Below are 24548 nucleotides of genomic sequence, written 5' to 3' on the forward strand. Positions count from 1 at the left end.
TCGTTCTCTGTCCCCTGGCGCCCCTGGCGCCCCTGGCGCCCGGTGCCCCGGGAGCCCGGCGCCCCGGGGGCTCGGGGAGATCGTTGGGGCCGCAGGGCTTCGGGGGAGTCCGGGGGGAATCCGGAGGGGGGGCACCTGTGGACGGCCCGGCCGTGCCCGACATCAGGAGTATCGGGCCTGCATGTCCCTCTCGATCTGCTCCAGAGAGCGCCCGGAGGTCTCGGGCATGATCTTGAACAGGATGACGGCTATGAGCAGGTTCAGCGCGCCGTAGATGGTGTACGTCAGGCCGCCGCCAAGAGTCTCCATCATGCGCGGGAAGGTCCAGGTGATGAGGGCGTTGGCCACCCACATGCAGAAGATCGCGCTGCCGTTCATCACGCCGCGGACGTTGGCCGGGAAGAGCTCACCCATCATCGTCCACACCACGGTGCCGTTGGAGGACTGGACGATGAGCATGAAGACCGCCATGAGGCCCAGGATGAGGAAGGCGGCCCATGAGGGAGGGGCGGTGCCCGCATTCATGTGCGGGGCGATGGCCAGCTGGAAGGTCGCGGCGATGCTGAGCAGGCACACGCCCGCACCGGTGACGTCGGCGATGAGGATCTGACGGCGTCGGAATCGCATGATCAGTCCGATGCCGATGATCGATCCGATGACGCTCATGATGCCGTTGGCGACCTGTGCGGTGATCGAGCTGGACGTGGACATGCCGGCGTACTCCAGGACCTTCGGTGCGTAGTACATGACGGTGTTCACGCCGGTGGTCTGGTTGACGACGGCCAGGAACATGCCGACGAGCAGGAGCTTGCGCAGCCACGGAGTCCGCCAGACGTATACCAGGCCGCGGCGCTGGGCCTCCTCGGTGATCTCGCGCTGGCGCGCCTCGGCCATCTCCAGGAGCTCGTCCTCGACGGGGCCGTCCTTGTGGGGGTCGCGTATCCGCTTGAGGGCGCCGATGGCGTCGTAGAGGCGCTCCTTGGAGATGTACCAGCGGGAGGACTCGGGCATGAGCCGGATGCCGATCCACAGGGCGATGGCGGGCAGGGAGCACAGGACGAGCATGTATCGCCAGATCTCGCCATTGCCGGTCGAGACGGTGAGTTCATTGAGGAACTGGTGATACGCGGCGGGATCGAGCGGGCCCCCCTTCGAGGTCTGCAGTCGCGAGATGTTGTCGAAGGACTGCAGGCCCGTCGTCACCCCGTAGCTCTGCGCGGGCGTGGAGACGACGTTGATCTCGGGGCCGCCCAGCGCCTTGCTGATCGCCGCGTTCATGGCGAAGGCGAGCAGTTGGCCGGTGACGATCATCATCTGGTCGATGGCGACGATCGATCCGCGGACGCGCTTGGGCGCCGTTTCGGCCAGGTAGACGGGGACGGTGGCGCTGGCGCCGCCGACCGCGAATCCCAGGATGACGCGGAAGACGTACATCACCCACACATTGGGGGCGAGGGCGGTGCCCAGGGCGCCCAGCAGGAAGAGGATCGCCAGCATGGTGATGTTGTGCCGCCGACCGTGGCGATCCGACAGGCGCGCGCCGATGAGCGCCCCCAGTGCGGCGCCGATGAGCAGGGTGCCGCCGACTGCTCCCTCCTCGAAACTGCTCAGCTGCAGGCCCTTGGCCCCGTAGGGCATGTACATGTAGGGCAGGGCGCCGGAGATGACCCCCGTGTCGTAGCCGAAGAGCAGCGAACCGAGAGTGGCCACGCCGGCGATGGCGAGGATTCCGCGGCGCTTGCCCGATGGCGGGGTGTCGTCGACGGCCTGTTTCATCGCCTCCGGGGTGATCCCCTTCAGGGGGATCGACTGCGCGGTGGTGCTCATGCGGTTGTCTCCTTGGATGGGATCCTGGGGCTGCGAAGAGGCTGACGGATGGCGAGCGCCTGGTGAGGCGGTGGGCTCTCGTCGGGAGGATGCGTGTGTGATGGGAAGAAGTCTGCCTCAGGCGGCGGCGGTTGTGGGCGGATCGATGCGTGCCGCGCCGTGTTCGTGGACGCCGGTCTTGTGTGCACTCGTCGGGAAAGGCGACAATCGTTATATCGCTACTGACGGTATCGATGGGGGGCGCCATGAATGCCGCTGACGATAGTCCTAATGGTGGTGATGGCGCCCTGAGCGGTCCCATGCGGATTCTGGTCCCCGCATCGCTCCTGGTGTCCTTCGCCGCCAATGATGGCGAGGAGTTGGTGACGATGTCGTCGATGCCCTCGATGGTGGCCGACGTCCTGAGCCGCCTGCCCGCTCCGTTGCGCTCCCTGGCCGGCTCCCGCCTGAAGACGCTGACCCTCTCCCGCAGGCATGTCCAGGTGGGGGTAGCCACCATGGGGGTGCTATTCGGGGTCGCGGTCCTGGACGGGGTGCGCACCGCCGGACGGAGTCGGTTCTACCAGGATGCGCAGCGGATCTTCGGCCTGCACGCCTACGGTCATATGGCCGCCGCTCTGCTGACCCGTGGCTACACCCCGGGCGTGGCCACATCGCCGACTGTCGTGCTGCCGGTGTGGTGGTGGGCGCGCTCGCGATTGCGGCGCGCCGGCGTGCCCGACCGCTCCAGCCTGCCTCGGGCGGCGCTCGTCGTCGGCTCCTGGCTCGTACTCGCTCACACCCTGGGCGCCTGCGCCGCGGCGCATCACATCCGCACTGACGTGGCCGGGGCCCGGACCCGTGCAGACGACCGAACCTCGGCCGGGAGGCTCCAATGAGTGGACCCGCGCGCCGTGCCCTGAGCCCGGACCAGGTCTGGGCGCTGACCCTGGGGCTGTTGGCAGTCCACCAGACCGAGGAGGTCGTCTACTCGATGGAGGCCTGGCTCGAGCACGTCGGCTCGACGGGGTGGCCCCTCCTGGACGCCCACATCCGAGGTCCCGCAGGCATCGGCAACCCGCTGGCCGACGTGCGTCCGTCCCGGCGCCTGGCCGCCGTCGGGGCGCAAGCGCTGGCCGCCGGTGTCCTGTGGGCGTATACGCGCCGCTCCGACCGGGCCACCCGGGTGCTCGCCACCGGACTGTGCCTCGGATGGTCCGCAGCCTTCGCCACGCATATCGCCGTCTCGGCGCGCACTCGTTCGGCCATGCCGGGGCTGGCCACCTCCCTGCTGCCCGGCCTGCCCGGGGCCGCCCTGACTCTGCGCGCCATCTGGGCGTGAGCGAGATCAGCCCCGTCCCCGGAGCCCGGCGGGCCGCCCGTTATGCTTGGCCGGTGACCACCTTCTCCCAGGGCGCCGCGGCCGCGGACGAGGCCGTCGGGCCCGTCCTGGTCGTCGATTTCGGCGCCCAGTACGCTCAGCTCATCGCCCGCCGCGTGCGCGAGGCCTCGGTCTACTCCGAGATCGTGCCCCACACCATGGATGCGGCCGGCATGCTGGCCAAACGGCCCGCGGCCGTCATCCTCTCGGGCGGGCCGTCGTCGGTCTACGCCGAGGGCGCCCCCTCGCTCGACGCCGCCATCCTCGACGCCGGGGTGCCGGTCCTCGGCATCTGCTACGGCTTCCAGGCCATGGCCCAAGCCCTGGGCGGGACCGTGGGACGCACCGGCACCCGCGAGTACGGGCACACCCCCGCCCGCACCGAGCCCGGATCCTGCCTGTTCGACGGCGTGCCCGCCGAGCAGGTGGTCTGGATGAGCCACGGCGACGCCGTCCAGGCGGCCCCCGAGGGGTTCACGGTCACCGCCACCACCTCCCAGACGCCGGTGGCCGCCTTCGAGAACCCGGCCCGCCGCCTCTACGGCCTCCAGTGGCACCCCGAGGTCCTCCACTCCGAGTACGGCCAGGCGGCGCTGGTGAACTTCCTCCACAAGGAAGCGGGCATCCCCGCCACCTGGACGCCGGGCAACATCATCGACGAGCAGGTGGCCCGCATCCGCGAGCAGGTAGGCGATGCTCACGTCATCTGCGGCCTGAGCGGGGGAGTGGACTCCTCGGTGGCCGCGGCCCTCGTGCACCGCGCCGTCGGCGACCGGCTCACCTGCATCTTCGTGGACCACGGCCTGCTGCGCGCCGGCGAGCGCGACCAGGTGGAGCACGACTACGCCGAGGGCATGGGCATTCGCGTCATCACCGTGGATGAGACCGAGCGGTTCCTGAGCGCCCTGGCGGGCGTCACCGAGCCGGAGGCCAAGCGCAAGATCATCGGCCGGGAGTTCATCCGCTCCTTCGAGGCGGCCCAGCGCCGCGTCGTCGAGGAGGTCGGCGAGGCCGGCGGCAAGATCCGCTTCCTGGTCCAGGGCACGCTCTACCCCGACGTCGTCGAGTCCGGGGGCGGTGAGGGCGCCGCCAACATCAAGAGCCACCACAACGTGGGCGGCCTGCCCGAGGACCTGGACTTCGAGCTGATCGAGCCGCTGCGCGAGCTGTTCAAGGACGAGGTGCGCGCCATCGGACGCGAGCTGGGCGTGCCGGACAAGATCGTGGCGCGTCAGCCCTTCCCCGGGCCGGGCCTGGGGATCCGCGTCATCGGCGAGGTGACGGCCGAGAACCTGCGCGTGCTGCGGGCTGCGGACGCCATCGCCCGCGAGGAGCTCACGGCCGCCGGGCTCGACGGCGAGATCTGGCAGTGCCCCGTGGTGCTGTTGGCCGACGTGCGCTCCGTGGGCGTCCAGGGCGACGGGCGCACCTACGGCCACCCCGTCGTGCTGCGCCCGGTGAGCAGCGAGGACGCCATGACGGCGGACTGGACGCGCCTGCCCTACGACGTCCTGGCCCGCATCTCGAGCCGGATCACCAACTCCGTGCCCGAGGTCAACCGGGTGGTGCTCGACTGCACCTCCAAGCCTCCGGGCACCATCGAGTGGGAGTGAGGGCAGCGGGCGTACCGGTTCGCGAGGCCCGCGACATGGGGGTGTGAAAATCTGGAGTGCGACTCCAGATTTTCACACCCCCATGTACTATCGTTGATATTGCTGGGATTGGGGGCAGGCATGTATGTGCACCGGGAGGCTGAGTCCACACTGCTGGACCTCATGCGCCAGTTCAAGGTGGTGCTGGTGACCGGGGCGCGGCAAGTCGGCAAGACCACGATGCTGCACCATGTTCTGCCCGAGGGCTTCCACTATGTGACGCTCGATGATCCGCGGGCGAGTGCGCTCGCCCAAGCCGACCCGGTGCTCTTCTTCGACGATCATCGGCTGCCGGTGGCCGTCGATGAGGTTCAACGGGTTCCAGGTTTGTTCCAGCAGGTCAAGTTCCTCGTCGATCAGACTCCCGAGACCGGCCTTGTGGTGCTGACCGGATCTCAGACGTTTCATCTGATGCAGGGGGTCAGTGAATCCCTAGCGGGACGGGTTGCCGTTCTTGAAATGAGTGGCATGTCCTTGCGGGAGATCATCGGCTGTGGCGGGAATGGCCCTTATATTCCTGGAAGGCCCGGCAATGGGGGAGAGGCGGAGCCGCCTGAGGGGCTGCATATATGGGACATTATTCATCGAGGATCGATGCCGCGTCTCCTGGATCCTTCTATATCCTGGGATGCATACTATACGGGATATGTGCGGACTTATCTGGAACGGGATGTGCGGGATCTCGTCAACGTGAAGGAGGAGGAGAGTTTTTACAGATTCTTGGTGGTCTGTGCCGCACGCACTGGTCAGCTCCTCAATCGCAACGACCTCGCCCGTGATTCCGGAGTCGATTCCAAGACCGTCCAGAGTTGGCTCTCGGTTCTCCAGGCATCCGGTATAGTGCGGTTGCTGCGTCCATTCTGGTCCAACGCTTCCAAGCGGCTGACGAAGACTCCCAAACTCTATGTGATGGACACGGGGCTGGCGTGTCATCTCTTGGGATGGGGGACTGCGGAAACGCTGCGTAGAGGCGCGATGGCGGGCCACATGTTCGAGACCTTCGTCGTCGGTGAAGTGCTGCGCTCGCATCTCAATGCCGGTGGCGATGCCCGCGGCGTTCAATTCTACCGGGATTCCCGGAAGCGTGAGATCGATCTGGTTATTCAGGAGGGGCGCGTCCTGCATCCCGTTGAGATCAAAATGGCGGCCACAGTGAATCCTGGAGCGGTTGCGAACTTCTCCGTCCTCGACGGCATTGACGACTATGACGTGGGTGCGGGTGCCGTCATCTGTCAGACCCGTCAGCCTTATTCCGTCACCGCCGGGGTGCGAGCGGTTCCCGTCTGGTCCGTCTGATCCGGCTGACAGTTCTCAACCGCCGGCGAGCCGGTGATGATCCGGATGATCTCCTCGCGAGCCCTGCGGCCCTCGGGCGTGGGCGACATCGGGTAGACGTGATTGAGATTCTCCCCGATGTGCAGTGTGGAATGGGTGCCCGCCTTGATGAGTTCGGCGTGGAAGAGCGAGTTATCCGGCAGGAATATCTCCCGGCTTCCTACGAATGTGGTGACCCTTTCCAGGGCGGAGAGGTCTCCGTAGATGGGGGACAGGTGCCAGTCGGTCGTGGGTGTCTCGCCCGCCCATGTCTGCCCGATGACCGTGAGCGGATCGGGGGCCATGAGCGGATCGACATCGACGTAGTCTGCGATATCCGGATTCGTATGGGTGACATCCACCCAGGGGGATAGAAGAATCAATTCGTCGGGCTGCCGAATTCCCCGCTCCGCAAGCGATAGGGCGATGACGGCCGCCAGGCCCCCGCCAGAGCTGTCGCCCATGAGGATGATCCGCTTATCCGGATTCTCGGAGAGTATGCGCAGATACAGGTTGAGAACGAGCTGGTGCGCCTCCTGCCACGTGTGGTGGGGCGCCAGCGGGTAGAGCGGCATGACGACGTCGGCCCCGGTCTTGCGGGCCATGGTGTCGACCAGGAGGGAATGGGGCAATACGGCCGTGGAGACGTAGCCGCCGCCGTGGAGGTAGACGATGATCGTGTCCGATGGCGAGTGCGGGCGGAGGGTATACACGGGCATGCCGTCGTCCTCGTTCCGCTCGAGGTCGTAGAAGAGGCGGCCCCAGGCGGGGAAGGCGACGGCCCGGCGCGGCTCCGGACGGTTCGCCATCCATGCGATCCGTTCGGCGATCGGGACGCGGGAGGTCAGCTTCTTGACCGGCAGAGTTCCGTATTCCACCAGGGTCGCCGAGGCCGAGCGCCGGTAGTGCATGCGGGAGAAGGCGCTGAAGGCGCCTGCCGCCAGGCCCGCGGCCGCCAATGCGCCGGCTGCCGCCGTGAAGGTCCTGAAGGTCGTGAGGGGCTTGAGGGGCTTGAGAGGCTTTAGCCGGGATGTTGTGCTCATGGTTCCTCCGCTCTGCAGGGGGTGCCCAGGTGGCTTTCCAGCGCTGGTCGGAAACGTCGAGCCCGGCGCCCGGTACGCATCGTAGGCGGAAATGGGGCGACAATCCCGATCGCCGCCCTCGACATCGAATATGACACTCTGTGATGGGCGGCACTTTCTCAACTCCGCGTCATCTGCCTCAGGTCAACTGCTGATTTATCACGTGTACTGACAACTCTCGTTTGCGTAGGTTTTAAATGCCCGGAATATCCGGGAACCACTCAGCAGGCCCCGGTGCTCTGATCGGGGAACGACCTGAGAAAGAGAGATGGATAGCAAGATGAGCAGCAAGATAAGCTCTGACCGCAACTACTTCGACCTGACCGGCCAAGTCGCCCTCGTGACCGGCTGCTCCTCGGGCATCGGTATTCAGATGGCCAAGGCATTGGCCAGTGCCGGTGCCAATATCGTGGCGGTGGCTCGCCGCGTTGACCGCCTCGAGGCCGTCGCCAAGGAGATCACCGAGGAGTTCGGGGTGAAGGCCCTCCCCGTCCACTGCGACGTGCGCGATACGGCCAGCGTCGAGAGCGCCGTCGATGCCGCCCTGGAGGAATTCGGCCGCCTCGACATCGTCATCAACAATGCCGGGACCGGCAGCTTCGGCCCTGCCGAGGACCTGACCGATGAGCAGTTCGACACCGAGGTGGACATCGACCTCTACGGCATCTTCCGCGTCTCGCGCGCCGCCGCGAAGAAGGCCATGATCCCGGCCGGGTACGGGCGAATCATCAATGTGGCCTCCATGTACGGGATGGTCGGCTCCAATGTCGCGGGCATGGCCGCCTACCACGCGGCCAAGGGCGGCGCCGTCAACATGACGCGCGCCCTGGGCGCCGAGTGGGCGAAGTACGGCATCACCGTCAACGCCCTGTGTCCCGGCTACTTCTACTCCGAGCTGACCGCCGACGTCCTGGACGACGAGGACACGGGCTCCGCCTTCCGCTCCATGATCCCCCTGGACCGCTTCGGCAAGGAGGGCGAACTCGACACGGCCATCCTGTTCCTGGCCTCGAAGGCCTCGGGTTACGTCGTCGGTGCGCCGATCCTCGTCGACGGCGGCTACAGCGCCATCTGAGACGGTCTGAGGGCGCTGGACCGCCCCTGGGCACTTGCGCCCCTGCGCAACCGCAGTCCTGCCGGGCCTTCGACGACGGAAGGCCCGGCAGGACTGAACTCGAGTCGGAGTGCGACCGATCTCGAGGCGGAAGCGGACCGATCTCGGTGCGGAGTGCGACCGATCTCGGTGCGGAGTGCGACCGATCTCGGTGCGGAAGTGGACCGATCTCGAGCTGGAGTACGACCGATCTCGGCGAAAGGTTCGGCTAGAGCGCTGATCGCGCCCGGGTGCGGCCGACCGCGATTCCCACGCTGAGCAGCGCTACGGCGAACAGGGCGCACACCCCGCAGTCGGCCAGTAGCGGCAGGATGGTATCGCTCGAGATGGAGGCGGCGTCGTGGAGGCCGGTGATCGCCCGAGCCGCCCAGTAGCCGGGGGTGAACCTGGAGAAGGCGACCACGGCGTCGGGCAGCATGTCGACCGAGATCCAGGCCCCGCCGAGGACGGACATGACCATGCCGCCGATGTTCGCGATGGCATTGGTCGCATTGTCCCCCAGTCCCAGCTGGCCCAGAAGGAAGCCGAGCGATACCGACACCAGTGTGTAAGCACCCAGTGCGGCGCCGAGCACCCCCACCATCGGGGCCGACGTCGCCAGATACTCCTTGCCGAAGAAGTGCACCCCCAGGCCAAAGATCCACGCCCATCCCACCAGGCCGATGATCAGGCAGGCGCCCAGTAGTCCCAGGCCGCGTGCTCGGCCGCTGACGGGTGCGGCGGACATCCGGGAGCGCACGGGTCTGCGGTCCAGAGCCGTCATGAGCGTCGAGATCGACACGACGGAGAATGTCAGCAGCGGGTAGAGGGAGAAGGTGGCGAAGGTCATCAGGCGCTTCGGCATGGGGGCGGAGTCCTGGGGGACGAGCTGCGCCGACGCGGTGCGCTCCATGGCGCCGTCCGCGAGGGAGACGGCCTGGGCGGGGTCGTCGTTCAGGGCTCCCAGGTAGTCGTGCACCTGCGCCAGATAGGAGCCCGTGCGCACGTCCATGAGCGATCCGGCCGCGGACTCGTAGTTGACCACGGTGTCCGCCGCCGGCGGCTCGGTCCCCTGGCGGGCCGCCTTCTGGAACTCCTCGCCGTAGCCGGCGGGGATGATGAGGATGTAGGCGATGCGGTTCTGCGCAGTGGCGTCCTGCAGTGCCCGGGTGGAGTCCTCCAGGGGCTGGGCGTCGCCGATGGATTCCACATAGCGCGCCACGCCCTGCGAGATCGTCGAGCCGTCGCGGTCGATGACCGCCACGGGGATGGGCGCGTCGATGACCTCGTCGGATGCTGCCGAGGCGCCGCCGCCGGCGGCGAGCAGGCCGAACATGGACAGCAGCACCAGGTACCTCCGAATGTGGACCCGGTGGGCCCACAAGATCTTCAGCGATGTCTTAAAGGTGCTCATGGCTCATCCTCCTCATGCGGACCATGGCGATGCTCAGGAATAGACAGGTCATACCCGCCAGAACGGCACAGCTGCGGGCGAAGGGGGCGAGGCTGTCGTAGTAGAGCAGCCCGTAGAAGCAGTGAGCGGACTGCCACAGCGGATTGGCCTGCGCCAGGACGGGGGCGTTGAACTCGACGGCAGCGGCCAGATTCTGTGCCGGGCTGCCGTACAGTCCGGTGAACAGCGACAGCAGACAGCTGATCCCGGAGACGGTTCCGGCTCCTATCTCTGCGCGTACGGTCCCGAGTGCGGCGCCGGCCGCACAGGACATGAGACTGGAAACCCCGATGGCCACCAGTGCGAGCAGCGTGTGCGGTCCGAAGTCGACGCCGATGACCAGCCGTATGAAGGCGAAGGCGATGACCAGGCATCCCAGGATGCAGACCCATGAGGCGGCGAGGGTTCCCGCCAGGACCCTCCATCGCGGCAGGCTCGCCAGGCTCAGGCGCGCCCCGAGGCGGGAGGGCCGAGCGGACGTGGCCATGATCCCTTGAACTGCGAGCGTGGAGACGGTCATGCCCATGCCGCAGGCGAAGGCGAGCAGTGAGAAGTAGTAGCGCGTCTCCGACTTGATGAGACTCGGGGTCACCTGCGTCTGGTGGGTGAAGGCGCGCCCGGCCTCGGGCCGGCCGACCTGCTCCGCGGGCGCCCCGGCGGAGGCGAGAGCCGCGTGCTCGGCCCCGGTCTGCACATAGGAGTCCATGACCGCGCGCAGGACGAGGATCGTATTGGCCTGACTCCCGGACGCAGTGTTCCACTCCTGGGTCACGTGCAGGACGGGGGCACCGTCCTCGACGTCGATGTAGCCGGCGGTCTCGCCCCGCTGGGCCGCGGAGACGGCCTCGTCCTCGGTGGCGTAGGAGGTGGCGTCGATCAGGTGGAGGTCACTGCCGTCCGCGGAGATGGACGAGATCGTCTCGTCCAGGCCGGGGGCGGCTCGGTAGGCGTTGTCCTGCACGACGCCGAGGGCGACGGCATCGGCCTTGTAGTCGTCGTCGAGGTTGGAGAACATCGCCATGAAGATCAGCGACAGGATGATCGGGAACCCCAGGGTCCATACCAGGAGGACCTTTTCGCGCAGGAGCCGGAGCACCTGGTAGGTGAAGACGGAGAGCATGTCAGGCCGCCTCGTCCCGCAGGGCGCGCCCGGTGATCTCCAGGAAGACATCATTGAGCGTCGGGGGCTCGGAGGTGATCCGCCCGCAGGTCACTCCCGCCCGAGTCAGCGCCTCCAGGACGTCGGAGAGGTTGTGCGCCCCCGAGGAGCACTCGACCAGGAGCTCGGACGCCTCGTAGGAGACGGTGCGCACGTGCTCGAGACGGCGCAGATGCTCCAGGTGCTCCTCGTCGAGCGATACCGGCGAGACGACCTCGACCCGGATGCGCTCACCGGTGCCGATCATCGCCTTGAGCTCATCGGCCGTGCCGGAGGCGACCCGCCTGCCGGCGTCCATGATGACGATCCGGTCGCACAGCTGCTCGACCTCCTCCATGTAGTGGCTCGTGTAGATGATGGTGGCGCCCTGCTTGTTCAGCTTCTTGATGCCGTCGAGGATCGCGTTGCGGCTCTGAGGGTCGACGGCGACCGTCGGCTCGTCCAGGATGATGAGCTCCGGAGCATGCGCGATGCCGCAGGCGATGTTGAGTCGGCGCAGCAGGCCGCCCGAGAGCTTCTTGGGCTTGAACTTCGTGAACTTCTCCAGTTCGACGAAGGCGATCGCCTGCTCGACCAGACGGCGCCGCTCAGCGCGATTCTTCACGTAGAGGGCGCAGAAGGCGTCCACGTTCTGGGCCACGGTGAGCTCGTCGAAGACGGCCACCTCCTGGGGCACCACGCCGATCCGGCGCTTGAGGTCGTAGGAGGTCGCCGTCATGGGCTTCCCGAAGACCTGGATCTTCCCCCTGTCATAGGTGAGCAGTTGCAGCAGGCAGTTGATCGTCGTCGTCTTGCCCGAGCCATTGGGGCCGAGCAGGCCGAGCACCTCCCCGCGGGGGATTCTCAACGACAGGCCGTCGACCGCGACCATCTCCCCATAGCGCTTGATCAGGGATTCGATCACGACCGCCTCATGGCCGGCTGCCCTGCCGGCTCTTTCGTCAGGCACTGTCCTATCCGCCCTATCCTCACCGCCCATATCGACTCCTGGAATGTCGGCTCTCATATCCAATCGACTCCTTGAACGTCTGTTCTCGATTCCAGTACTTCCCGTCTTCAGCGGGTCACCCTCCGTATGGTTCCGCCGGCGGGCTCGAGCCGGGAAGTGCCCGCTGTCATGGCCTGCGGGGCGGGGCATGACATCTGTCATGAGATCGTCAGGAGTGGTCCGAGAAGGCCGTTCCGCGGTGGTGGAGGTCCATAATCGTGGTGTGAAGGTGCTGACGGACAAGGGCGTGCTTCTGGGCGCCTGCGTCCTGTCGGCGCTGGCGGGGGGAGCGGTGAGTGCCGCCGTCGTGGTCTGGCTGCTGCTGGCCGTCGCCGTCGGCGGGCTGTGCGCAGTGGTGGAGCACCGACGCGAGGCGATCGCCGCGCCCGCCTGCTACCTCGTCCTCGGCTGTTTCACGACGGCGTCGCTGGTGGGCGCCCCGCTGGTCGTCTACGACCTGACGCGCGCGGCGGCGCTCGGTCCCCGATGGGCTCGGCTGGTCGCCCCGGTCTGCTGCGCCTTGTCGGCCTTGTCAGTCTTGTCTGCCTTGTCGTCCTTGACGCCGGTGGCCGTATCCCGGTGGGCGCCGGATGCGCCGTCGGTCGCGTCCGTCATCGTCTCGGCCGTCATCTCGGTCCTCGCCGCCTGCCTCGCCCTGCGCACCGTCCAGGAGGAGCGCGTGCGCGGGAGCCTGCACGCGGTCAGGGACGATCTTCACGAGAAGATCCTCGCCCTGCAGGACTTGAACGCCCGGATGCTCGAGGCCCAGGACTATGAGACGCGCGCCGCCGCCCTGTCCGAGCGCACGCGGATCGCCCGCGACATCCATGACGGCGTCGGGCACCTCCTGACCCGTCTTGTCCTGCAGGCCAAGGCCCTGCAGGTCACCCACCGCGACGAGCCCGCCGTCGTCGCCGACCTGGCGGAGCTGGACTCCTCGCTGGGCGAGGCCCTGGACTCCATGCGCAGGAGCGTCCACGCGCTGTCCGACGAGGGCGAGGACCTGCCGACCTCCCTCAACCTGCTGGCCTCCCGATGCGGCATAGAGCAGGTGCCGGTCGACTGCTCCCTGGAGGAGGCGCCCCCGCCGGAGGTGTCGCGCTGCGTGATCGCGGTGGTGCGCGAGGCCCTGACGAACGCTGCCCGGCACAGTCGGGCCGATTCGGCGCAGGTCAGGGTCGTCGCCTACCCGGCGTTCTGGCAGATCACGGTCGTCAACGAGGGGGGCCCGCCGCGCGACGATCTGCCGGCAAGAGGCGGCGGGAGGACCGGAATGGGGCTGCGCTCCATCACCGAGCGGGTAGAGGCGCTGGGCGGAACCGTGCGGATCACCCCGCAGCCGAGGTTCACGGTCTTCGCCATGATTCCCAAAGGTAGAGAAAGTAGAGAGGCCGGAGCATGAAGGTCCTCATTGTTGACGATGACGCTCTCGTCACCCAGTCGCTCGCCACCATCCTGTCGGTGGAGCCCGATGTCGAGGTCGTCGGCCGGGGCGGGTCCGGGCCCGAGGCGGTCGAGAAGCACCGGGAGCTGAGCCCCGACATCCTGCTCCTGGACATCCGAATGCCCGGCGGTGACGGGCTCGGCGCGGCCGAGCAGATCCTGGCCGAGGACGAGGATGCGCGCATCGTCTTCCTGACCACCTTCTCCGACGACGAGTACATCGTGCGGGCCCTGAGAGTGGGGGCGCGCGGGTACCTCATCAAGCAGGACGTCGCGCGGATCGCCCCGGCGCTGCGGTCCGTCATGGCCGGCGTGAGCGTGCTGGAGGGGGAGGTGGTCGAACGCAGCGCCGCCATGGGTCTGGGCGGTGGCGGGTCCGCAAGCGGGAGCGGGCAGATGCCCAGGAGCGCCGTCTTCGAGAGGCTCACCGAGCGGGAGTACGAGGTCGTCGAGGCGGTGTCCGAGGGGCTGGACAATGCTGAAGTGGCGGACAGGCTCTTCATGAGCGAGGGGACGGTGCGCAACCACATCAGCTCGATCCTGGCCAAGCTGGGGCTGAGGAATCGCACCCAGGTCGCGGTGCTGTACTACCGCTCCGCGCGGGCCGGCTAGGCGGCTGATTTTCGTTCCCGGGGCGGCTGGTCGCGGTTGGTCGCGGATGGCGAGGGCTGACACTCGCCTGCGCGTCGGCCTGGCTCATGCGGGTACGCTGTCATCATGTGAAGGAGGAAGGAGGTAGGCCATGGTGAAGACGGCGACAGCCCGTATACGGTTCTGCGACATTAAGCCCTATGATGCGCCGGTATCGCTGGACGAGTTGCGGGGCCCGTACGATGGTCCTATCGACCTGCCCCACGCAGTGCGCTGGCAGGCCGACCGGTTCGACGTAAATGTGAGCGTACCCGGTTGGCGGCGTATGGCTTACCAGGCCCTGGTCGCCGAAGGCACCGCTGATGAGCAGCGGCGGCTTATGAACCGCGCCCGGCTTATCGAGACGTGGCCGGTCCTCAGCATTGATCCGCGTGTGCGTGCCTTGTGGGAGAGCCGGTTCCCCGAGCTGCGGGCCATGCGGAACCATCGTCATCACCGGGGCGAGCGCAGTCAGCCGGTTCCCCGAGCTCCAGGTCGCATAAGTCGTGCGCGGTGACCAGGAGGAGCAGCGGAACATCGCACGCCTCGCTCTGAAGGCGGTCGGCGAGACGGCCGGCTTCGCACTCGCCGGGTCCGGTGCGATCCGCGAGCATGCCTTGCGGAAGAACGCCTGAATCGGGTGGTGCTGTACTACCGCTCCGCGTGGGTCGGCTAGGTGAGCCCGAGGATTTCCGACTCGTCGCTTTCGCATGGTGGCGGCCCTGCCCCGTCGTGCCCCCCTCGCCGTCGCTGTGGCATGCTGCGCTCGGGTCCGGTAGCCGCTACGGCGCGTCGGGTCGTCTCGGGGCTGTTCCGGGGAGAAGCGATGAGAGGGGCTGCGATGACTCGGTCAAGCCATGAGGACAATGAGGACAACGACTCGTATGTTGATAGTCCTGTCGACAGTCCTGTTAGCGCGGCCGATGCTGCCAACTCTGCTGCTCTAGCCGGTTCCGCCAGTCCCACTGGCCCTACTGGTCCTGACGCCGCTGCTGTCGCCGACTTGCGCGCCGCCGACAGCGCTAGTGCCGCTCGCGCCGTTTCACACGAGCTTCGTTGCCTCGAAGCGGCCGAAGGCGTGCGGGTTCTGCTCGCCGTGGAGTCGGGTAGTCGGGCCTGGGGCTTCGAGTCGCCCGACTCCGACTTCGACGTCCGCTTCGTCTACGTCCGCCCCATCGAGTACTACCTGCGCCTGCAGTCCACGCGGGACGTCCTGGAGTGGCGGCTCGACGAGGTCCTCGACGTCAGCGGCTGGGATCTCGACAAGGCCCTGCGGCTCATGCGGGGCGCCAATCCGTCGCTCTTCGAGTGGCTCGCCTCCCCGATCGTCTACGCCGAGTACTCCGCCTTCGCCGCCGTGAGGGACCTGGCCGCCGACTGCTTCTCGCCGGTCTCCTCAGCCCACCACTACCTGAGCATGGCCCGAACCGGTATGAGCGGCTTGACCGGCACGACCCGTATGGCCGATAAGGCTGATAAAGCCGCCGTCGCGGGGGAGACGATCCGCCTCAAGAAATGCCTGTACGCCATGCGGGCGATCCTCGCCTGCCGCTGGGTGGTGGCTGAGCGCGTGCCCGTCCCGATGCTCTTCCGCGACCTGGTCGATGCCCAGCTCGAGGCGTCCATGCGCGGACTCGTCGACGAGCTCCTGGAGGCCAAGGCGGTGGCAGGGGAGTGCGACGAGTATCCGCGCATTCCGGCGCTCAGCACCTGGGCTGCGAGTGCTGTCGCCGAGCTGGAGGAGGACGTCGCCGCCCTCGTTCCGAAGCCCAAGATGGCCTGGGAGCGTCTCAACGACGTCTTCCTCGGCTTCCTCGACATGGACCGGACCCCGGTGGGCGACTCGCGCTGACCGGGCCGACGGCCTGCGACGTCTGCGAGGGTCTTGCCCGCGTGGACCGATCTCGAGGCGGAACCGGACCGATCTCGGCGAATCGGACTGCTCAGGCGACGTAGAAGCGGATCCGATCCTCGCCGTCCGTGATGTCGAGGAGCGTGCTCGTGTCGGCGGCCTCAAGGGCGCTGTGGGCGGTCGCCAGCAGCGCGTCGAGGTCGATGCCGTGGGTGTCGATGGCGTCGCGCACTTGCGGTACGGCGGCCGCCATACTCGTCAGGATGGTGGCCGCCTGCATGGGGAACGCCAGGTTGACGTTGTTGTGCGGACCTCGGACCTCGATGCAGAGCTTGCGTCCGGCGGCGGAGGCCGTGCTCTGCTCCTTCCTCCCGCGAGTCGGTTCGGGCCGTACGAGGACGGCGCTCGTCGAGGTGAGCTCTGCGGCGGGAGAGGGCATTGAGGGGGTCTGCGCCGGTTCGGCAGCAGGATTGCTCGAGTCGTTCGGACCGGCCGGCTCAGTGGGCGTCTCAGTGGGGGCGTACGGGGCACGATCGGGGTTCGACGCACTCGCTTGAGCGGGGCCGTCCGCTTGCGCGCCGTCGTCCGGCACCGTCAGCAGCGCATCGACGCTCGTGCCCAGCAGCGCCGCCAGGCCGGGCAGCGCTGCGATATCCGGGTAGTTGAGATCGTTCTCCCACTTGCTGACCGCCTGCGGAGTCACGCCCATCCGCTGGGCGAGCCGCTCCTGCGTCATCCCCTGTGACAGTCGCAGCTGTGCGATATTGCGTCCGACCGAGTGCTTCATCTGTGTTCCTCTTATCCGTGGGATGCCTGCGGCCCGTCTGCGGGCCTGTCTGCTGACCGCCGGCCTGGCGGCGGCGTGCCGGGCCCGCTGGTGCTGTCGCGGGTCCTTCCGGCCGGCATCCATGGTGGCTCCCGCCCCGGCGGTGCGGTAGCACGTGTTCGTTGATCACCGAACGCGTGCGGGCAGTGACGGCTGGAGCATACGGCCTCAACCGCTGGTTGAGGCTGGTCGAGGCGCCCGAGCGCCAGGCGATCGGTCCGGCTGACGAGTACGAGTAGATGTCGGCCCAAGTCCCGCAGTGCCGTGTACTTAGTACTTAGTACTTAGTACTTATCGCGCTTATCCCCGAGACGACAGTCTTCTGCGAGCTCATCGCCTTCGCGGTGAGTGCTGAGCTCATCATCAATGGGCCTCATCAATGAGCCTCACGGGCCGCTCACGGCAGCGGCCGCCCTGCCCGGCTTGCTCGCCGTGGCGGCCACGGACGTCTGCCTGGCGGGTATCGGTATGTGGTTCAAGTGCGATGCGATCGGCGTCATACGCAGAATGGGTGCATGAGAATCCGCCCGAGAATCCGCACGGCCTCGCCCGCCGACCTCGACGCCATTGCCGAGCTGGAGGCCCTCTGCTTCCCGCCCGCCGAGGCCGCCGACCGCGACGCGATCGCCGCGCGCCTGGCGGCCTACCCCGACCACGTCTGGCTCGCCGTCGAGGACGATCCTGACGACCCCGACGGCCCTGAGCGGCTGGTCGCCGGGGTCAACGGCATGTGCACCGACCTGCCCGACCTGACCGACGAGATGTTCTCCCGCGCCGAGCTGCATGAGCCCGACGGCGCCTGGCAGATGATCTTCAGCGTCATGACCGCTCCCGACCGCCGGGGCGAGGGCCTGGCCGCTGCGCTCGTGAAGCATGTCGTCCAGGAGGCCCGCGTGAGTGGGCGCCGTGGGGCAGTGCTCACCGCCAAGCCCGAGCTCGTCGGCTTCTACGCGCGCCTCGGTTTTCGCGACGAGGGCGTCTCGCAGGGATCGACCCACGGCGGTGCCGTCTGGCACCAGATGCGACTGACTCTGCTGACTCTGTGAGCCCGTCATCCGGACCGATCTCGAGGCGGAGTGCGACCGATCTCGGTGCGGAACCGGGCCGATCTCGAGGCGGAAGTGGACCGATCTCGGCGAAATTGACCGATTGGCAGGAATGCGCCAAGCTCGTGCCCATACAGCAGCTACGACAGTCACGTCAGTTACAACAGCTACAGCAGCTACGGCGGCACAGCGATGTGCGCCCCGCGGACGGTCGCAGCAGGTCACAGCGAAGGAGCTCCACGTGCTATCGCCTCAGCCGACCCGGCCGCCCCAGCCGATCCAGCCAGCTCAACCGGCCCGGGATGAAGCCGACCACCTCGCCGTTGTGCGCAGGAGCGCACCCGAATCCATGGTGCTGCTCAGATCCGACGGCTCCTTCCCGCTTCGGGGGACCGGCGCTCTGGCCCTGTACGGCTCGGGCGCCCGCCGCACACTCAAGGGCGGCACCGGATCGGGCGACGTCAACTCCCGCCATGTCGTAACCATTGAGGAGGGACTGGAGAAAGCCGGCTTCACGCTGACCACCAAGGCGTGGCTGGACGCCTACGAGGTCCTCCACGAGCGGACCCGCGCCGATTTCATCGCCGATATCAAGGCCGGCGCCAAGGCCGCCGGCGTGCCCGCCGTCGTCCACGGCATGGGGGCCGTCATGCTCGAGCCCGAGCACGACCTCCCCCTCGGCGGCGAGGGCGCCGAGGGTGCCGGCGACGAGATCGCCGCGGTCTACGTGCTCGCCCGCGTCTCGGGCGAGGGCAGCGATCGGCGTCCCGAGCGCGGCGATGTCCTCCTCACCGATGCCGAGGTCCGCGACATCCTCGCTCTGAACGAGCGCTATGAGAAGTTCCTGCTGGTCCTCAACGTCGGCGGTGTCGTCGATCTGACCCCCGTCAAGGACGTCGGGAACATCCTCCTGCTCTCCCAGCTGGGCGCGGCCGTCGGCGACGCCTTCGCCGATGTGCTGCTCGGCCGGGCCTACCCCTCCGGCAGGCTCTCCACCACCTGGGCCGCCTGGGAGGACTACTCCGCCGTCGGCGATTTCGGCGACCCCGATGACACGCACTACCGCGAGGGCATCTACGTCGGCTACCGCTACTTCGACTCCACCGGTACGGCTCCGCTGCTCCCCTTCGGTTTCGGCCTGGGCTATACGAGCTTCGAGCTCGCCGAGCCGACCGTCACGATCGACGGATCGCGGGTGATCGCCCGGGTTCGGGTCACCAACACCGGCGGGCGCGCCGGCAAGGAGGTCGTCCAGGTCTACGTCTCGGTCCCGCCCGGCCGGCTCGACCAGCCCTACCAGGCGCTCGCGGGCTTCGGGAAGTCCGCTGAGCTCGCCCCCGGCGAGCGCCAGGAGGTCGCCGTCGCCTTCGACCTGGCCGACCTCGCCTCCTATGACGAGGCCCGGGCCGCCACGGTCCTGGAGGCCGGCGACTACGTGGTGCGCGTGGGCGCCTCCAGCCGCGACACCGTTCCCGCCGCCGTCATCCGGCTCGCCCGCACCGGGGTTGTCCGCGAGCTTCACGACGTCCTGGGCGACCCGGGCTTCACCGACTGGCGGCCGGCCGACCCGATCGCCGTCGAGGTGCCGGACGACGCGCCGCGCCTGACCGTCGAGGCCGCCGACCTGCGCCGGGCCGACCGATGCGAGCCGGTCGATCTGGCGGAGGCCCTGGAATTCGTCAAGGAGCTATCCGACGACGAGCTGTCCTACATCGTCCTGGGCGACTATCGGGAGGGGGCTGAATCGGCAGAATCCCAGTCGATCATCGGGGCGGCTTCCCAGACCCTGGTGGGTGCCGCCGGGCAGACCACGACCCGCTTCGCCGATCTGCCCAGCCTCATCATGCCCGACGGTCCGGCGGGCCTGCGCATCGCCCCCGAGGTCGGCGTCGACGACGACGGCGTCTTCGCGCTGAGGTCGTCACTGCCGGCCGACTTCAACGAGCTCATGGACGATGAGGGCGAGAAGACGCTCGGGGCCATGGCGGCGATGCCCGACGGCTCGCGCATCCCGGAGCGCATCGTGGAGCAGTACACCACCGCCATCCCCATCGGCACCGCCGTCGCCCAGTCCTGGAATCCCGAGCTGGCGGAGTCTCTCGGCGATCTCGTGGCCACGGAGATGGACCGTTTCGGTGCGCACCTGTGGCTGGCCCCGGCCTTCAACCTGCACCGCTCGATCCTGTGCGGGCGCAACTTCGAGTACCTCTCGGAGGATCCGCTGCTGGCGGGGCGCATGGCCGCCGGAATCACCCGCGGCGTGCAGAAGCACCCGGGGCGCGGCGTGACCGTCAAGCACTTCGCCTTCAACAATCAGGAGACCAATCGGCTGAACTCGTGCAGCCGTGTCTCCAAGCGGGCCGCCCGCGACCTGTACCTGCGCAGCTTCGAGATCGTTATCCGCCAGGCCCAGCCCCATGCGCTCATGACCTCCTACAACCTCCTCAACGGCGTCCACACCTCCGAGTCGGCCGAACTGCTGGAGAGTATTCTGCGCCAGGAGTGGGGGTTCGCGGGCCTGGTGATGACCGACTGGGTGGTCGACGGCATGACCCGCCCCGATTGCGCGTACCCGCGCGCTACGGCCGCTGCCACCATCAAGGCGGGCAACGAGTTGTTCATGCCCGGTTGCGAGGCCGATCGGCAGGATATTCTGGCTGCGCTGCGGGGAGGCGATGATCAGGTGCCGCTGAGCCGCTCCGAGCTCGAGAAGCAGGCTGCGCGCGTCGTGCGCATGGCTCGGGCGCTCGGCGCTCGCCGCTCGTCGTGAGCCGGTCGTCGGAGAAAGAGACTGAGGAGATTGCAAGGAGATTGCGAGGAGATTCCATGGCCCTGACCCCGCAGGCGCGCCGGACCTACACCCGACTGTTCGGCGTCGAGCCGACGCCCCACCCCACCGACCCCGAGCTCTACGAGATCCTCCAGAACCAGATCTTCGGGGAGGTCTTCGCCACCGGAGTCCTCACCGACGTCGAGCGCGAGCTGCTCACCGTGACCGTGCTGGCCACCATGCAGACGCTCCCGCAACTCGCGGCTCACGTCAGGGGCGCCCTGAGCGCGGGCGCCACGCCGCTGCAGGTGCGCGAGGCGATCTACCAGTGCGCGCCGTACATCGGCTACCCCAAGACGCTCAACGCCGCCGCCACCGCCGCCGAGGTCCTGGCGTCCGCCGGCGTCGATCTGCCCCTGCCCGAGGCCGCCACCGTCGCCTATGAGGACCGGGCCGCGGCGGGCCGCGCCATCCAGGAGCCGCTGTACGGCGACGAGGTCGAGCAGGTCTTCTCCGCGCTGCCCGAGCCCTTCAACCGGGTCGTCCCGCAGCTGCTGACTGCGGGCGCCTTCGGCGAGTTCGAGACCCGCGGTGGCCTCGACGTCGCCATGCGCGAGCTCATCTCCCTGGTCGCGATCGCCGCCCTCGGAGCGGCCGCCCAGATGCGGCCCCATGTCGCGGGTGCGATCCGGGCGGGCAACAGCAGGCAGAAGGTCGCCGCGGCACTCGTGCAGGTCCTGCCCTACATCGGCGGCCCTTACGCCCTGTCGGGTCTGGTCCTAGTGGCGACCTACGACGAGAACGACTCCTCGGAGGCGTACCGCTGAGCGCCTGATCGCTCGAGCGCGTGAGCCCTCCGACGCGCGCCGACTACTCGAAGGCTCCGAGCTCGGGATGGTCGGGGGCGGTGAGCCAGGCGGTGTAGGCCTGAGCCCGTTCGGCTAGCTCCTCGTCGGTCAAGTCCATGGTGCCGGCAGTGATGAAGGGCGTGATGAAGCGGGTGCCGATCAGGCCGCTCGTCGCCTGGAAGGGGCGCAGCAGCTCATGCGGCCCGTAGTGGACCGAACCCGTATGCGTGTAACTCTCGGCTGAGCCGCCCGATGAGACGGCCAGGGCCAGCTCCTTGCCGTGCAGGGCGGTGCCGGTGGGCCCGTATGCCCAGCCGTAGGCGAGGACGTCGTCCTCCCACTGCTTGAGAAGAGCGGGTGAGGAGTACCAGTACATGGGGAACTGAAGGATGATGCGGTCGCAGGCCTCCAGTACGGCGTGCTCGGCGGCGACGTCGATGCGGAAATCCGGGTAGAGCCCGTACATGTCGCGCACCTCGAGAGGGCGCTCGGGGGTCCCGGCGCGGCGGGCCGCCTGCGCGAGGCGCGCGTTGACGCGGGAGGCGTCCAGGTGAGGGTGGAACAGGAGGACGGCGGTGGTCGTCATGAGGCTCCTTCGAGATTTGAAATCAGGCCGCCTAACAGTGCGAGCCTACGCCCGGCCCCTGCCCGGCATCCGCGTGCGAGTGGGCGAATCGGACGGGTGAGACCCGCTGGGCCCCGGCGTCGACGACGGTTTGCCGCATGTACTGAGCTTTCTCCCATCCTTCTGAGCCCTACCACCAGAAGGATGAGAAGAACCTCCGTTCACATCGCAAAGGTACGTTCGAGTTCCGTGATAGCCGCACCGTCGGTCTCTACTACCGGCATGCGAGGACCTGCCGGACCGATCTCGGTGCGGGTTGCGACCGATCTCGATGCGGAACTGGACCGATTTCGAGCCGGAGTGCGACCGATCTCGATGCGGAGTGCGACCGATCTCGGCGCGGAACTGGACCGATCTCGATGCGGAACTGGACCGATCTCGGTGCGGGTTGCGACCGATCTCGATGCCTCGGGTGATGCTGACGGCCCTGGAGATTTCTGCGGCCGGCGGAGCATGATGCTGATCATGACTGCGACGACTGCGACTAATGCGACGAGTGCAGAGAGCACTAGGAGCGCGAGGAGCATGAAGAGCGCTGCGGGTCGAGCCGTGAGCGCCGGTGAGCGGGTGGACCTGACCGGCGTCAGCGAGACGATGCTGCTCCCGCTGCACGCCAGGGCCGAGCACACCCTGTCCGCCCGCCCGCGCTTCGAGGACTGGACCGCCGTCGATCTCGTCTCCCGACTCGACTACGACTTCTCGGAGGCGGCGCGCGATCGCCTCATGTCCGGCGGCGTGGTCATGCGCACCCTCACGTTCGACTCCCTGGTCTCCGGATTCATCTCGACCCACCCCGAGACCACCGTGGTCAACATCGCCTGCGGCCTGGATACGCGTCTCCATCGCCTCGATAATGGCCGCCTCACCTGGTACGACCTCGACCTCCCCGACGTCATCGACCTGCGCCGGCAGCTGCTGGGGGAGGGCGAGCGCCGGCATATGATCGCCGCCTCCGCCCTCGACCCGGACTGGCCCGAACAGGTGAGGGCGGCCGGCGATGTCCTGGTGATCATCGAGGGACTGACCATGTACCTGACCCAGGATGAGGTGGCCGCCCTGATGGACCTGATCGCCACGCGCCTCCCGGGGGCGACGGTTCTGATCGAGGTCATGCCGCATTTCTTCCAGCAATACGGGCGAGAGCGATCGGTGGCGGCTACCGGTGCCCGTTTCACCTATGGATGCTCGGGCGCCGAGGAGTTCTGCAGCACCGTTGCCCCGGGCTGGAGGGCTCTCCACGACGTCACCTTCGGTGAGACCATCGCGCGCCTGCGCCCCTGGCTGTCGCCGATGATGCGGCTCCCGATGGTGAACAGGCTGTCCGAGCGCGTACTGGTTCTGCGGGCGCCGCGCCGGTGACGAGCCGCGGCGCGCAGGACGACGGCGCGATGCTCTGGAAGACTGCTCTCATGCGCCGCACCACTATGTTCGCCTATGACTCGCCGCTGGGGTCGATGACGCTGGCCGCCGAGGACGGCGAGGGCCTGCCCGCAGGCGGCGCGCTCATCGGAGTGTGGTTCGACGGACAGCGCCGCGATCGGGCCGGGCTGGACGACGGCGCCGTAATCGCCGAGCCCGGGAGCGATGACGAGCTGACCGTCCTGAAGCGGGCTCGGGCATGGCTCGACCGGTATTTCGCCGGTGAGGAACCGGCGCACACGCTCGCGCTCGCCGCCCGGGGCACCGACTTCCAGCAGCGCGTATGGGCGCAGCTGCGCACTATTCCGTACGGAAGTACCCGTACCTACGGGCAGATCGCCGACGCTGTCGAGGCGCAGACCGGTCACCGCTGCTCGGCCCGCGCTGTTGGGGGCGCCGTGGGGCGCAACCCGATCGGAATCATCGTTCCCTGCCACCGGGTGGTGGGCGCGGACGGGTCGCTGACCGGCTACGCGGCCGGCACCGACCGCAAAACCCGGCTGCTGCGCCTGGAGGGAGTCCGTCTGCCCGATCTCGGTGTCGACCAGGATGGCCTGCCGGGGTTGTGAGCCGGCTGCGGGCCGGCCGCGAACCGGCTGCGGGCCAGCTGCGAGCCAAGGCAGTGCCGCGCCACTTCGCCGAGATCGGTCGTATTCCGCCTCGAGATCGGTTCAGTTCCGCATCGAAATCGGTTCAGGAGACCGGCGGAGCAGGAGCTGCGGTCGCGTTGACGAGGTGTGAAAGGGCTTTTGGGGAAGGTCGCGCATGGGAGAGGAGGAGCTTCGCTGGGGCGAGTGCAGTTTTCCGCGTGGTTCCGCGATTCCCGGGCATCAGCCAAGACAGGCTGACATGCTCCCATGTGCACAGACCCCTCTATGTGCACATGGGAGCACATCGCTCGATCGTGAGGACGCGGATAGATTGGCGGGATTACAACGAAAACTTGTCTTCGCTCTGTTGGGTGGCCCCTCTCCCATGTGCGGATCGCCTCCGGGCCTGCCTCACCCTGCCCCTGGGCAGGGGGTAGCCGAGGCTGATGCACATGCATGTGCTCGGTCGATCCGACGCCTCCCGGCACGGTCGACGGCGCATCCTCGGTCCAGGGGCTGATCCGGTAACGGGGCAGTCCGCCCGGTGGGGGCTTACCCGAGTGGAAGCGCC

Annotated in this window: 20 protein-coding genes; 13 read left to right on the top strand and 7 right to left on the bottom strand. The window is 67.9% G+C overall.

Annotated elements, in window-relative coordinates:
• Positions 1-162: 162 nt before the first annotated feature.
• A complete protein-coding gene (locus W5W_RS0106370) occupies positions 163-1827 on the bottom strand; it encodes an MFS transporter (protein WP_017194782.1) in 1665 nt (554 codons plus the stop codon).
• 245 nt (positions 1828-2072) lie between these two features.
• Here W5W_RS0106370 and W5W_RS0106375 point away from each other — a divergent pair, with 245 nt between their 5' ends.
• From W5W_RS0106375 to W5W_RS0106390, 4 genes are all read left to right on the top strand, one after another.
• Positions 2073-2705 carry an HXXEE domain-containing protein gene (locus tag W5W_RS0106375; protein WP_029574116.1) on the top strand — a complete coding sequence of 211 codons (633 nt, stop codon included), beginning with the start codon at positions 2073-2075 and terminating at the stop codon, positions 2703-2705.
• The gene (locus W5W_RS0106380; protein WP_008731444.1) at positions 2702-3148 is read left to right on the top strand and encodes an HXXEE domain-containing protein; all 447 of its coding nucleotides are present in this window, start codon (positions 2702-2704) and stop codon (positions 3146-3148) included. Before W5W_RS0106375 ends, W5W_RS0106380 begins: the two co-directional genes overlap by 4 nt.
• A gap of 53 nt (positions 3149-3201) precedes the next feature.
• A complete protein-coding gene (gene guaA / locus W5W_RS0106385) occupies positions 3202-4800 on the top strand; it encodes a glutamine-hydrolyzing GMP synthase (protein ID WP_017194784.1) in 1599 nt (532 codons plus the stop codon).
• A gap of 162 nt (positions 4801-4962) precedes the next feature.
• Positions 4963-6135 carry an ATP-binding protein gene (locus W5W_RS0106390; protein WP_238533270.1) on the top strand — a complete coding sequence of 391 codons (1173 nt, stop codon included), beginning with the start codon at positions 4963-4965 and terminating at the stop codon, positions 6133-6135.
• On the opposite strand, the gene W5W_RS0106395 is transcribed toward W5W_RS0106390, so the two are convergent.
• A complete protein-coding gene (locus W5W_RS0106395; protein ID WP_017194786.1) occupies positions 6087-7196 on the bottom strand; it encodes an alpha/beta hydrolase in 1110 nt (369 codons plus the stop codon). The genes W5W_RS0106390 and W5W_RS0106395 overlap by 49 nt on opposite strands.
• Before the next feature lie 319 nt (positions 7197-7515).
• Here W5W_RS0106395 and W5W_RS0106400 point away from each other — a divergent pair, with 319 nt between their 5' ends.
• Positions 7516-8310 (top strand): SDR family NAD(P)-dependent oxidoreductase, encoded by a 795-nt coding sequence (locus W5W_RS0106400; RefSeq protein ID WP_029574118.1) that lies wholly within the window; start codon positions 7516-7518, stop codon positions 8308-8310.
• A gap of 247 nt (positions 8311-8557) precedes the next feature.
• Here the strand turns inward: W5W_RS0106400 and W5W_RS0106405 are convergent, their stop codons facing one another.
• The 3 genes from W5W_RS0106405 to W5W_RS0106415 are packed head-to-tail and all read right to left on the bottom strand — an operon-like array spanning position 8558 to position 11811.
• Positions 8558-9742 carry an ABC transporter permease gene (locus W5W_RS0106405; RefSeq protein WP_029574119.1) on the bottom strand — a complete coding sequence of 395 codons (1185 nt, stop codon included), beginning with the start codon at positions 9740-9742 and terminating at the stop codon, positions 8558-8560.
• Entirely contained in the window at positions 9729-10901 is a 1173-nt protein-coding gene (locus W5W_RS0106410) for an ABC transporter permease (protein WP_017194788.1), read from the bottom strand. The genes W5W_RS0106405 and W5W_RS0106410 overlap by 14 nt, the downstream gene beginning before the upstream one ends.
• A 1-nt stretch (position 10902) precedes the next feature.
• The gene (locus tag W5W_RS0106415) at positions 10903-11811 is read right to left on the bottom strand and encodes an ABC transporter ATP-binding protein (protein ID WP_232611490.1); all 909 of its coding nucleotides are present in this window, start codon (positions 11809-11811) and stop codon (positions 10903-10905) included.
• A gap of 340 nt (positions 11812-12151) precedes the next feature.
• Here W5W_RS0106415 and W5W_RS0106420 point away from each other — a divergent pair, with 340 nt between their 5' ends.
• The 3 genes from W5W_RS0106420 (at position 12152) to W5W_RS0106440 (ending at position 15853) form a co-directional block, all read left to right on the top strand.
• Entirely contained in the window at positions 12152-13330 is a 1179-nt protein-coding gene (locus W5W_RS0106420) for a sensor histidine kinase (RefSeq protein ID WP_238533271.1), read from the top strand.
• Positions 13327-13983, top strand: coding sequence for a response regulator (locus tag W5W_RS0106425; protein ID WP_017194791.1), 657 nt, complete (start codon positions 13327-13329; stop codon positions 13981-13983). The genes W5W_RS0106420 and W5W_RS0106425 overlap by 4 nt, the downstream gene beginning before the upstream one ends.
• Positions 13984-14842: 859 nt before the next feature.
• Positions 14843-15853, top strand: coding sequence for a nucleotidyltransferase domain-containing protein (locus W5W_RS0106440; RefSeq protein ID WP_029574120.1), 1011 nt, complete (start codon positions 14843-14845; stop codon positions 15851-15853).
• A 91-nt stretch (positions 15854-15944) separates the two neighbouring features.
• Here W5W_RS0106440 and W5W_RS0106445 read toward each other — a convergent pair whose 3' ends face one another.
• The gene (locus W5W_RS0106445) at positions 15945-16640 is read right to left on the bottom strand and encodes a helix-turn-helix transcriptional regulator (protein ID WP_008729971.1); all 696 of its coding nucleotides are present in this window, start codon (positions 16638-16640) and stop codon (positions 15945-15947) included.
• A 554-nt stretch (positions 16641-17194) separates the two neighbouring features.
• Here W5W_RS0106445 and W5W_RS0106460 point away from each other — a divergent pair.
• From W5W_RS0106460 to W5W_RS0106470, 3 genes are all read left to right on the top strand, one after another.
• Positions 17195-17725: a GNAT family N-acetyltransferase gene (locus tag W5W_RS0106460; RefSeq protein WP_017194797.1), complete on the top strand. Its 531-nt coding sequence runs from the start codon at positions 17195-17197 to the stop codon at positions 17723-17725.
• Positions 17726-18074: 349 nt separating this feature from the next.
• The gene (locus W5W_RS0106465; RefSeq protein WP_017194798.1) at positions 18075-20495 is read left to right on the top strand and encodes a glycoside hydrolase family 3 N-terminal domain-containing protein; all 2421 of its coding nucleotides are present in this window, start codon (positions 18075-18077) and stop codon (positions 20493-20495) included.
• A 56-nt stretch (positions 20496-20551) separates the two neighbouring features.
• Entirely contained in the window at positions 20552-21322 is a 771-nt protein-coding gene (locus tag W5W_RS0106470; RefSeq protein ID WP_017194799.1) for a carboxymuconolactone decarboxylase family protein, read from the top strand.
• A 43-nt stretch (positions 21323-21365) separates the two neighbouring features.
• Here the strand turns inward: W5W_RS0106470 and W5W_RS0106475 are convergent, their stop codons facing one another.
• Positions 21366-21929, bottom strand: a complete 564-nt coding sequence (locus W5W_RS0106475) for an NAD(P)H-dependent oxidoreductase (protein WP_017194800.1) — start codon at positions 21927-21929, stop codon at positions 21366-21368.
• Between the two features lie 564 nt (positions 21930-22493).
• Between W5W_RS0106475 and W5W_RS0106480 the strand changes: the two genes are divergently transcribed.
• Both W5W_RS0106480 and W5W_RS0106485 read left to right on the top strand, forming a co-directional pair.
• Positions 22494-23327 (top strand): class I SAM-dependent methyltransferase, encoded by an 834-nt coding sequence (locus W5W_RS0106480; RefSeq protein ID WP_017194801.1) that lies wholly within the window; start codon positions 22494-22496, stop codon positions 23325-23327.
• Positions 23328-23377: 50 nt separating this feature from the next.
• A complete protein-coding gene (locus W5W_RS0106485; RefSeq protein ID WP_029574123.1) occupies positions 23378-23956 on the top strand; it encodes a methylated-DNA--[protein]-cysteine S-methyltransferase in 579 nt (192 codons plus the stop codon).
• Positions 23957-24548: the final 592 nt, after the last annotated feature.

Source organism: Actinomyces massiliensis 4401292, assembly GCF_000269805.1.
Lineage (GTDB): Bacteria > Actinomycetota > Actinomycetes > Actinomycetales > Actinomycetaceae > Actinomyces > Actinomyces massiliensis.

Excerpts from the sequence above, each read along its gene's own strand:
- W5W_RS0106370 (WP_017194782.1), bottom strand. The coding sequence starts at position 1,827 with ATGAGCACCACCGCGCAGTCGATCCCCCTGAAGGGGATCACCCCGGAG.
- W5W_RS0106470 (WP_017194799.1), top strand. The coding sequence starts at position 20,552 with ATGGCCCTGACCCCGCAGGCGCGCCGGACCTACACCCGACTGTTCGGC.
- W5W_RS0106480 (WP_017194801.1), top strand. The coding sequence starts at position 22,494 with ATGAAGAGCGCTGCGGGTCGAGCCGTGAGCGCCGGTGAGCGGGTGGAC.
- W5W_RS0106375 (WP_029574116.1), top strand. The coding sequence starts at position 2,073 with ATGAATGCCGCTGACGATAGTCCTAATGGTGGTGATGGCGCCCTGAGC.
- W5W_RS0106445 (WP_008729971.1), bottom strand. The coding sequence starts at position 16,640 with ATGAAGCACTCGGTCGGACGCAATATCGCACAGCTGCGACTGTCACAG.
- W5W_RS0106425 (WP_017194791.1), top strand. The coding sequence starts at position 13,327 with ATGAAGGTCCTCATTGTTGACGATGACGCTCTCGTCACCCAGTCGCTC.
- W5W_RS0106465 (WP_017194798.1), top strand. The coding sequence starts at position 18,075 with ATGGTGCTGCTCAGATCCGACGGCTCCTTCCCGCTTCGGGGGACCGGC.
- W5W_RS0106460 (WP_017194797.1), top strand. The coding sequence starts at position 17,195 with ATGAGAATCCGCCCGAGAATCCGCACGGCCTCGCCCGCCGACCTCGAC.
- W5W_RS0106395 (WP_017194786.1), bottom strand. The coding sequence starts at position 7,196 with ATGAGCACAACATCCCGGCTAAAGCCTCTCAAGCCCCTCAAGCCCCTC.
- W5W_RS0106405 (WP_029574119.1), bottom strand. The coding sequence starts at position 9,742 with ATGAGCACCTTTAAGACATCGCTGAAGATCTTGTGGGCCCACCGGGTC.
- W5W_RS0106390 (WP_238533270.1), top strand. The coding sequence starts at position 4,963 with ATGCGCCAGTTCAAGGTGGTGCTGGTGACCGGGGCGCGGCAAGTCGGC.
- W5W_RS0106400 (WP_029574118.1), top strand. The coding sequence starts at position 7,516 with ATGAGCAGCAAGATAAGCTCTGACCGCAACTACTTCGACCTGACCGGC.
- W5W_RS0106380 (WP_008731444.1), top strand. The coding sequence starts at position 2,702 with ATGAGTGGACCCGCGCGCCGTGCCCTGAGCCCGGACCAGGTCTGGGCG.
- W5W_RS0106410 (WP_017194788.1), bottom strand. The coding sequence starts at position 10,901 with ATGCTCTCCGTCTTCACCTACCAGGTGCTCCGGCTCCTGCGCGAAAAG.
- W5W_RS0106485 (WP_029574123.1), top strand. The coding sequence starts at position 23,378 with ATGCGCCGCACCACTATGTTCGCCTATGACTCGCCGCTGGGGTCGATG.
- W5W_RS0106415 (WP_232611490.1), bottom strand. The coding sequence starts at position 11,811 with ATGGTCGCGGTCGACGGCCTGTCGTTGAGAATCCCCCGCGGGGAGGTG.
- W5W_RS0106475 (WP_017194800.1), bottom strand. The coding sequence starts at position 21,929 with ATGACGACCACCGCCGTCCTCCTGTTCCACCCTCACCTGGACGCCTCC.
- W5W_RS0106440 (WP_029574120.1), top strand. The coding sequence starts at position 14,843 with ATGACTCGGTCAAGCCATGAGGACAATGAGGACAACGACTCGTATGTT.